Below are 8,092 nucleotides of genomic sequence, written 5' to 3'. Positions count from 1 at the left end.
TTTACGAGATAAGGGTGGCAGATCATCATTCTGCCACCCTTATCTTTGTAGAAACTGACTTTTGAGTCAGCCCCGTTCGTTATTTTTTCCGCTGATCTTGACGTTCTAAAATGAGATAGGCGATTGCCGGAAGTGGAAACTGAACGAGACCAGCTCCTCCCCATACCCATGGGTTACGTCCTGATTTTCGTGCATTTAGAAATAGATAGGTTGCCTGCGTCACGAGTAGTCCAGCGATTCCAAGCCAAGCCCCTTTTGGAAGTGATTTATTCTTTCGAGCCATACCGTTCTCCTCCTTTTTTATGGACACATGGTACACCATGTAGTCTTCACTTCTAACGTACCACATCCTTCCTGAGCATGGAAACGGACGTCTTCGTTCGTTCGTGCTAAACTAAACGAGCAAATCTAAAACTATGTTTTATGAGGAGGAGTAACACATGCAATACGCAAAACTTTCAAATGGTATTACGATTCCCCAAATCGGATTCGGTGTCTGGCAAGTAGATGAAGAGACAGAAGCGCCTGCTGCTGTCGCTGAAGCATTACGTGTCGGGTATCGCCACATCGATACGGCTGCCGTTTATAAAAACGAGCGCGGTGTCGCAAAAGGAATCAAGGAAAGCGGCGTGAAACGTGAGGATCTCTTCTTAACGTCAAAAGTCTGGAACGATGATATTCGTGCCGGTCGGACGAAGGAAGCATTCGCAGAATCGCTTGAGCGTCTTGAAACAGATTACCTCGACCTTTATCTCATCCACTGGCCGGTCGAAGGATATGTTGAAGCGTGGAAGGCAATGGTTGAACTGTATGAAGCAGGCAAGATCAAAGCGATCGGCGTCTCGAACTTCAAGGAACATCACCTCGATACATTGGCAGAAGAGGGCTTGATGGCACCGATGATCAACCAGGTCGAATTGCATCCACAATTGCCGCAACACGAACTCCACGAATACTTGCAAGATCACAATATCCAAATCGAAGCCTGGAGCCCGCTCATGCAAGGTAAATTCCTTGAGATCGATGACTTCAAGGAGATTGCGGAGAAACACGGCAAGACCCCTTCACAAGTCGTCTTACGCTGGCATCTCGATAATGGTATCGTCGCTCTTCCGAAATCGGTCACACCAAAACGCATCGCGGAAAACTTCGATGTGTTCGATTTCCAACTCGATGCCGATGATCTCGAAAAGATCGACCGTCTGGCAACGGACGTCCGCCTCGGACCAGATCCGGACGAAATCGATTTTTAATCTAACGATCCATGTAATGAAGAGCGTCTTCCACCTTGAAGCCGCCTTGACTCGTACGAACGAAGAGAGACCTGCCTTTCAGTCCACGACTTGGAAGCAGGTCTCTTTTTTATGATTTGAGCTGATCATACATAATAAATCAAAATCGTATCTTCTGCTTCTTCCGCCTTCTGAAAATAGGCACGCAGATCAGCAAACTGTTCCCAGACGTCTTCGAATTCGCCCGGTGTTCCCGCCTCATCATGAATCGAAGCGAGCGCCCGTTGATCAAAGTTTCGCATCACTTCAGCGGAAATGATCAGGAGGGGTAAAGGAAGAATGCCGACGATTGCTGCTTTCTCTTCGTTGACGATCAGTTCTTCACCAACGATCGCTCGTCCCAGATTATAATGGGTTTCCTGATCAATGTAGATATCGATTTGATTCATCAGATGATAGATGGCATTGGTCTGCTCCAACGCAAATAATTGTTCCTGATCGGGTTGTGTCTCATGAATGAATAAAATCCAGTCCATGATGATATGGGGATCGTTTCCGAACGACTCCCAGACCGCATCCGTGACGCGGACGAAATGTACGTTTTCCATTCTCCCCCTCCCTTCTGTACTCTGTATTCCCTTTTTAATTTCGTTCTATACAAAAAAAGAGCCAGATTTCTCTGACTCCCTTTCTTTAGATTGCTTTTTCATCTTCTTTCGAATCCTGCCATGCTTCAAGCGTTTCTTTCCCTGGTAGGTTCGGGATGGAATCGGCATAGAAACGTGGCTCTTTTCCCGCTTTCCGCTGTCCGACATAATCTTCAAGCGTAAGCTTCGCGATTTTCGAAAGACGGAAAATCGCATACAGATTGACGATCGCCATCAGTCCCATGAAGATGTCCGCCAGTGCCCAGACGAGGTTGGCTGACTCGACGAGTGAACCGAAAACGATCATGACAAGAACGAGGACACGATATGCCATCAGGACTTGTTTATTTTCGCGGATGAAGTTGATATTCGATTCACCGTAGTAATAGTTCCCGACGACGGAGCTAAACGCAAAGAGGAAAATCGCAACGACCATGAACCCTGTCGCAATGGCACCAACTTGTGACGCAAGAGCACCTTGCGCTAAATCGATCCCCGCCACCGGTTGTCCGCTGGCATCTTTTGTCGCTACTCCACTGACGAGGACAATCATCGCCGTCGCGGAACAGACCATCAGCGTATCGACGAAAACCGCGAATGATTGAATCAACCCTTGTTTCGCCGGGTGAGAGACTTCTGCTGTCGCCGCTGCGTTCGGTGCGGAACCCATACCTGCTTCGTTCGAGAAGAGACCTCGACGGATACCGTTCAGGAGCGCTGCACCTACTGCACCACCTGCTAGTGTCTTAAACTCGAATAGACCTTCTTGGAAAATCAATTTAAAGATACTCGGGAGTACCTCTAGGTTCGTCACCATGATGTAGAGCGCGATCAGAATGTAGCCACCTGCCATGATCGGCACGAGGAACGACGCGATGGTCGCGATGCTGCGTACACCACCAAAGATGACGAGTGCCGTCAAAACGACTAATCCGACCGTGATCCACGTTTTATCGAAGCCATATTGATTTTGAAGCGAAAGCGAAATCGTATTTGATTGAACGGAATTAAAAACGAAACCGAATGAGATCGTAATCAAAATACTGAACAGCACACCTAGCCAGCGTTGACCGAGTGCTTTTTCCATGTAATAAGCAGGGCCCCCACGCCATGCTTTATTGTCTCGTACTTTATAAATCTGAGCGAGTGTACTCTCGACGAAAGCGGAAGCTGATCCGATCAAGGCAATCAACCACATCCAGAAGACCGCTCCCGGTCCACCAAGTGCAATTGCTGTTGCGACACCGGCGATATTCCCGGTACCGACCCGTGCTGCCGTACTGATTGCGAATGCTTGGAATGGCGAAACGCCGTCTTTCCCTTTATCCGTCCCTTGGAATAATAGACGTAACATCTCCGGTATCATCCGGAATTGAATGAACCCCATCCGGAATGTAAAATAAATGCCTAATCCGACGAGCAGGATGATCAGCACGTTCGTCCATAACAAGTCGCTGATTCTACTCACTACATCCATTACCTGTTTCTCCATCCGATTCCCTCCACTTCACCACATAGTTTTCTCTTTTTTAGATGTAAACTTTTTTCACATGTGATTTATCATACGCAATTTTTTTTGAAAAATCAAACTCATCTATACCAAAGACAACAAAAAACGTGTTAAACCTAACATCAGATGTCAGGTTTAACACGTTGACTTACGCAATCATTGGATTAGATGAATAGATTGAGGTTGGCACCATCCGTTGCCCCAAGGTAACTTGCGACGCCACCGTAATCGATATCGTCGAGAAGTTCCTCTTTCTTGATGCCCATGATATCCATCGACATCGTGCAGGCAATCATCCGGACACCGGCTGCTTGCGCTTTTGCCATCATCGTCTCGAGCGCATCGACTTGTTTGTCCTTCATGACTTTTTTCATCATCTTTTGACCGGCTCCTGCCATATTCATGTTCGAGAGCGGCAACTCTCCGGCATGCTTCGGCATCATCATGCCCATCATCCGCTCGATTCCCGCTTTCTCGACAGCAGGCGCGTCCGGTTTACGAATGATGTTCAAGCCCCAGAACGTAAAGAACATCGTTACTTGTTTCCCCATCGCCTGTGCACCTTGGGCGATGACGAAAGAGGCGAGTGCTTTATCGAGATCGCCACTGAAAACGACCATCGTCGCATCATCTGCCGGATTGACTTGAACCGGCGAAACAGCAGGTGTCTCACCTTGTCCTTTTTCGAGCAAGACCTCAACGACCCCTTGATTCATTTCGGCTGAATGGACTGTGTGTCCTAATTTTTTGGCCCATGCCTGGACGTCCGGCAAGAAGCCCGGGTCTGACGCCTTGACGAAGATTTGCTCGCCGTCCGTCATACCGTCCATTTTCGTTTTTAATTCCAAGATCGGACCCGGGCACTGTAAACCGCACGTATCGAGCAGCGTCACTTGTTCCGGTGCAATCTTCGTTTCTGGTTCACGTTTCGTTACCGTCACAGCTGTCTCCTCCTTCGCTTGGCTTCGCGCTTCCTGATCACGATGGACGACTGACCATGTCTTGTAGCCGCCGCTCAAATTTTTCACATCATAACCGTGTTGTTGTAACAGTTGACTCGCCACGTATCCACGTAACCCGACTTGGCAGGTCACATAAATCGTTTGATCCTTCGGCAGTTCATCTAAATTCTCACGCAACGTCGGCAATGAGATATTGACTGATCCCGGAATCGAACCGAGTTCGTTTTCAGATGGCTCTCGGACATCAAGCAATAAGCCGCCGTTTGCGATGATCGCATCAATTTCATGCCAATGAACGTTTGCACTGTCACCAAGCACGATATTCGAAGCAATGTATCCCGCCATATTGACTGGATCCTTTGCTGAACTGTACGGTGGTGCGTATGATAATTCGAGATCTGGTAGATCAAGCACCGTCAAACCACCTTTGATCGCTGTCGCGAGGACGTCGATTCGTTTCTCGACACCCGTCATCCCGATTGCCTGTGCCCCGTAAATTGTTCCTTCGATCGGATCAAACAGCAGTTTCATCGAAATCGGGCTCGCACCCGGGTAATAACCAGCGTGTGATCCCGGATGAAGATGGATGGCTTCATAACGCAAGCCGAGCTGACGCAACCGTTTTTCGTTGTTGCCGGTCGAAGCGACGGTCAAGTCGAATACTTTTGCAACTGCCGTCCCGAGAGTTCCGCTATAGCGGACGTCGCGTCCGGCGATGATGTCGGCAACAAGACGTCCTTGACGGTTAGCCGGCCATGCGAGCGGCACATGCGTCGCTTCCTGCGTGATATAATCTTTGACTTCAATCGCGTCACCAATCGCAAAGATTGACGGATCAGACGTCCGGAGTTGATCGTCGACTTGAATCGTCTGTTTGATCCCGAGCGTCAGGCCAGCGTCTGCTGCGAGTGTACTCTCTGGTGCGACACCAATCGATAGGATGTTCATCTCGGTTTCGATCACGCGTCCGCTTGTCAGGACGACACGGCGACCTGCCTCTTCAAAACGAGCGACGCCGTCTTCTAGAATCAACTCGACGCCTTTTGCCCGCAGATGTTCATGAACGATCGCTGCCATTTCCGGATCGATCGGCGCCATGACTTGATCCGACATCTCGACGAGAGTAACGCGCGCTCCTCGTTCAGCGAGGTTTTCTGCCATTTCAAGACCGATAAAGCCGCCACCGATGACAAGCGCTGTCTCAGGTCGCGTCGTATCGACGTATTCCCGCATCCGGTCGGTATCCGGGATGTTGCGTAACGTAAAGACGTTCGTTGCATCACTCAGTCCCGGAATGTTCGGACGAATCGGTTTCGCACCCGGAGAAAGAATCAGATGATCATACGATTCATCATATTCTTCACCCGTTTCAACGTTGCGGATCGTAACCGTCTTCGCTTCACGGTTAATCCGGATCGCTTCAGATAGATTACGGACGTCTAGATTAAACCGGGCGTGCATGCCTTCCGGCGTTTGGACGAGTAACTTATTTCGATCTTTGATGACATCCCCGATATAGTAAGGCAATCCACAGTTTGCGAACGAAATCTCTTTTCCCCGTTCAAGCAAAATGATTTCTGCCGTTTCGTCAATTCGACGCAGTCGTGCTGCTGCCGTAGCGCCACCGGCGACGCCTCCTACGATGATCGTTTTCATCTGATGATTCCTCCTTGAATTTCTATCTGTCACCTAATATACCCGCTTAGGTATGTCTTTTCAAGTATATTGCTCGCGCTTTCACAAACATGACATATCTCTGTTTCTTTGTATTTTCTTCCTATCTTAACGGACATTAGTTGCAATTCCACCTGAAATGCTTGAAACTGAATTTATAGTATATAAAGGGGGATTTTGCAATGGACCAGGAACGTAACTCGAACGAATCAAACGAGAATAATAAAGTGACACCGATTCACCAAGATCGTCAACCCGAAACGAACGAACAAGGAATTGCACCGCAACAGCAACAACACTTGGAAGCATTCCAAGCTTTCCTCGTCGAAAAAGGGATTCCGATGGAAGCGCGTGAAAATGAAACACACGTCTTCTTCATGACACAAGAAAAAACACCTGCTGGAGCAGAACCGATGATGATGATCGTCTTCAGTAAGACGACGACAGATGTCGAATTATTTGCTCGTACGGTGACACACGTACCAGACGGTGTCGAGGATCTTCCGATTCTTAACGCGATCAACGACTTCAACCAAGAATTCAAATACTTCCGCGTCGTTCTCGACAGCGACCGTGATGTCACGATCGCATCGACGATCGATCTTGATCACGGCTTTAATCCAGCTGCAATCTTCGGACATTCTGTCATGATGTTCCAAGCATCAGACGAAGTCTACACGTATTTGACAAAACTGTATGAACAGTTCTGATTTTTCACGTTGAACGGCTTTGGAGCCTTGCTCCAAAGCCGTTTTTTTATTTAAAGTTCAATTGACAATGAGAATTATTCTCGTTATAGTTAGATTTGTGAAAACGACTACATGACGATCACGTATTACTTATTCTGGGGGAATTCTGATATGAAAAAACGTTTAAAAGTAGCCTCGATCTTCATGGTAGCAGGCATCTTAGCTGCCTGCGGCTCAAACGAGTCCGATACGACTGCACCAAAGAAAGAGAAAACGGAACAGTCGACAGAAACGAATAAAACGAATGCAGGAATCGCTGCGACGACATTGACGGATGAACTGACAATCTTCAGCTCGATCAAAGCCGAACTCGATAAAGCAAAAGAAGGACAAGCAATCGATTGGAAGATGGTCAAGACGAGTTATGAATCGAAACTAAAAGGTGGCGTCGAGACAACGACACCAGAAATCGAACAAGTCATCCAATCTGCCCTAGCGGGTGTTGAAGCGAAGGATCTCGATGAGAACATCGCCCGTCAACTCGTCGATAAAGGTCTGCAATCGTACTTCTATAAATTACAGAAAGCAACACAAGCAAAAGCTGAAGAGGCACTCGTCGCCGGTAAACCGGAAGCGGCAACGGAAGCAGTCAAGGACATTGAAGCGATGGCGAAGACTGTCTTCATTCCGACTGCGGAAAAACGTGATGCGAGTTACGGCTTCAAAAACGAAGATGCGATCGCCCAGGCCATCACATCTGGTCTTGCGGCGCAACAAGAAGCGATCGACGCGAAAAAAATCGGTGACTTCAATGTAGCGAAACAAGTAACGGATAAATCGATTTACCGTTCCTTCTACTTGGCTGCACTCGGTTATGCTCAAAAAATCGAGGATGGCGTCAAAGCCGGTACGGATGACAAAGAATTACAGATGGAACAAGCAGAAGGATATGGTTTCCTCCTTGCGATCGAAGAATCATTAGCGGGTGGAGATGAAGAGGCTGTCAAAACGTTAAAAGAACGCTATGACTTCTCGAAGACAAAACCGGCTGACGTTTCTTACAAAGAGATCGAAGGTTTATTTGCGAAAGCATTAACAGAAAAAGTCGACGGTTATCACGAAGAGGCACAAGAAGCGATCGAGAAGAAAGATGTCGATACAGCACGCGCAGAAGCAATGGAAGCCAACATGTTCGTCGTTGCGATGAAACCGACGCTTGAGAACCGCCTCGGTGAGGACAAAGCAGCACAAATCACAAAAGACGCCAACGACTGGTTCGCACTCGTCGAAAAAGGTGACGTCAAGGCTGAAGCGACAGGTGAACGGATCACGGACGCACTCGAACCACTCAATTAAGACGGCTCAGGAAAAGGAGGGA

Annotated in this window: 7 protein-coding genes; 3 read left to right on the top strand and 4 right to left on the bottom strand. The window is 48.1% G+C overall.

Features of this window, described 5'->3' with window-relative positions:
• Nucleotides 1–79: 79 nt before the first annotated feature.
• Entirely contained in the window at nucleotides 80–283 is a 204-nt protein-coding gene (locus ACRPK8_RS12185) for a hypothetical protein (protein WP_432238449.1), read from the bottom strand.
• Between the two features lie 157 nt (nucleotides 284–440).
• Here ACRPK8_RS12185 and ACRPK8_RS12180 point away from each other — a divergent pair, with 157 nt between their 5' ends.
• Nucleotides 441–1,253 (top strand): aldo/keto reductase, encoded by an 813-nt coding sequence (locus ACRPK8_RS12180; protein WP_432238448.1) that lies wholly within the window; start codon nucleotides 441–443, stop codon nucleotides 1,251–1,253.
• 125 nt (nucleotides 1,254–1,378) lie between these two features.
• Here the strand turns inward: ACRPK8_RS12180 and ACRPK8_RS12175 are convergent, their stop codons facing one another.
• The 3 genes from ACRPK8_RS12175 to ACRPK8_RS12165 form a co-directional block, all read right to left on the bottom strand.
• On the bottom strand, nucleotides 1,379–1,840 hold the full coding sequence (locus ACRPK8_RS12175) for a hypothetical protein (RefSeq protein ID WP_432238447.1): 462 nt from the start codon (nucleotides 1,838–1,840) through the stop codon (nucleotides 1,379–1,381).
• A gap of 85 nt (nucleotides 1,841–1,925) precedes the next feature.
• Complete coding sequence (locus ACRPK8_RS12170) at nucleotides 1,926–3,371, bottom strand: alanine/glycine:cation symporter family protein (RefSeq protein ID WP_432238446.1); 1,446 nt, start codon at nucleotides 3,369–3,371, stop codon at nucleotides 1,926–1,928.
• 182 nt (nucleotides 3,372–3,553) lie between these two features.
• Complete coding sequence (locus ACRPK8_RS12165) at nucleotides 3,554–6,007, bottom strand: CoA-disulfide reductase (protein ID WP_432238445.1); 2,454 nt, start codon at nucleotides 6,005–6,007, stop codon at nucleotides 3,554–3,556.
• A 200-nt stretch (nucleotides 6,008–6,207) separates the two neighbouring features.
• Between ACRPK8_RS12165 and ACRPK8_RS12160 the strand changes: the two genes are divergently transcribed.
• Together ACRPK8_RS12160 and ACRPK8_RS12155 are read left to right on the top strand one after the other, a co-directional pair.
• Nucleotides 6,208–6,735, top strand: coding sequence for a YbjN domain-containing protein (locus ACRPK8_RS12160; RefSeq protein WP_023469644.1), 528 nt, complete (start codon nucleotides 6,208–6,210; stop codon nucleotides 6,733–6,735).
• Nucleotides 6,736–6,885: 150 nt separating this feature from the next.
• Nucleotides 6,886–8,070 (top strand): hypothetical protein, encoded by a 1,185-nt coding sequence (locus ACRPK8_RS12155; RefSeq protein ID WP_432238444.1) that lies wholly within the window; start codon nucleotides 6,886–6,888, stop codon nucleotides 8,068–8,070.
• The last annotated feature ends 22 nt before the right edge of the window (nucleotides 8,071–8,092 follow it).

Source organism: Exiguobacterium sp. TDN 0502 (assembly GCF_050846835.1).
In the GTDB taxonomy this organism is placed as follows: domain Bacteria; phylum Bacillota; class Bacilli; order Exiguobacteriales; family Exiguobacteriaceae; genus Exiguobacterium_A.
The sequence above is the reverse complement of the archived record's forward strand: the minus strand, read 5'-3'. Positions and strand labels throughout refer to the sequence as shown.